1 protein-coding gene is annotated in these 604 nt (G+C 25.7%); it reads right to left on the minus strand.

Going from position 1 to position 604, the window contains the following annotated elements; all coding sequences use genetic code 11:
* Positions 1–126: 126 nt before the first annotated feature.
* Positions 127–483 (minus strand): hypothetical protein, encoded by a 357-nt coding sequence (locus MBFIL_RS05455; RefSeq protein WP_066972227.1) that lies wholly within the window; start codon positions 481–483, stop codon positions 127–129.
* Positions 484–604: the final 121 nt, after the last annotated feature.

Below are 604 nucleotides of genomic sequence, written 5' to 3' on the forward strand. Positions count from 1 at the left end.
AAAACACATTTAAAAAGTTTAAAACTAAAACACAAAAAATAGACCAAAAAACTAAAACAAAAACTAAAAAACATCTAAAACCATATCCAACAATCATAAACCTTTATTTTAATTATGGATAAACTCCTATATGTATGTTTTAGAAAGACTTTTATAATCTTCGTCCCCTGCAAAAGTTATTTTAAGTTTATTTGATGCTTTAAGTGTTGTTTTAATAGTTAACTCACCTTTACTATTTGTTTTGTATTTTCCTACTTTTTTACCATTAATATATACTGTAAAGAATTTATTAACTAATACTTTGTTTTCAATGCCAATAGCTTTAATTTTTATTGTTTTTTTATCGCCTACATAGCCTGATGGTGTTTTAACTGTTAATTTAATAGTATTTTTATTTACAGTTATTGTTGAGTTAGGTGAGTGTGTTGGAGAGTAAGTGTCAGATTCATCATTGATTGATACATAATATTGGACTTTACCCACAGCTGTTAAGTTAAGGATTTAATCGATTCTATAGAATTGCCTTAAATTAAACATTGCTTCTTTATTTTTTTCTTATTTCAGAAACTTCTTCTACAATTGGTTCTATTTTTTCTTGGTGGGG

It is taken from the genome of Methanobrevibacter filiformis (assembly GCF_001639265.1).
Lineage (GTDB): Archaea > Methanobacteriota > Methanobacteria > Methanobacteriales > Methanobacteriaceae > Methanacia > Methanacia filiformis.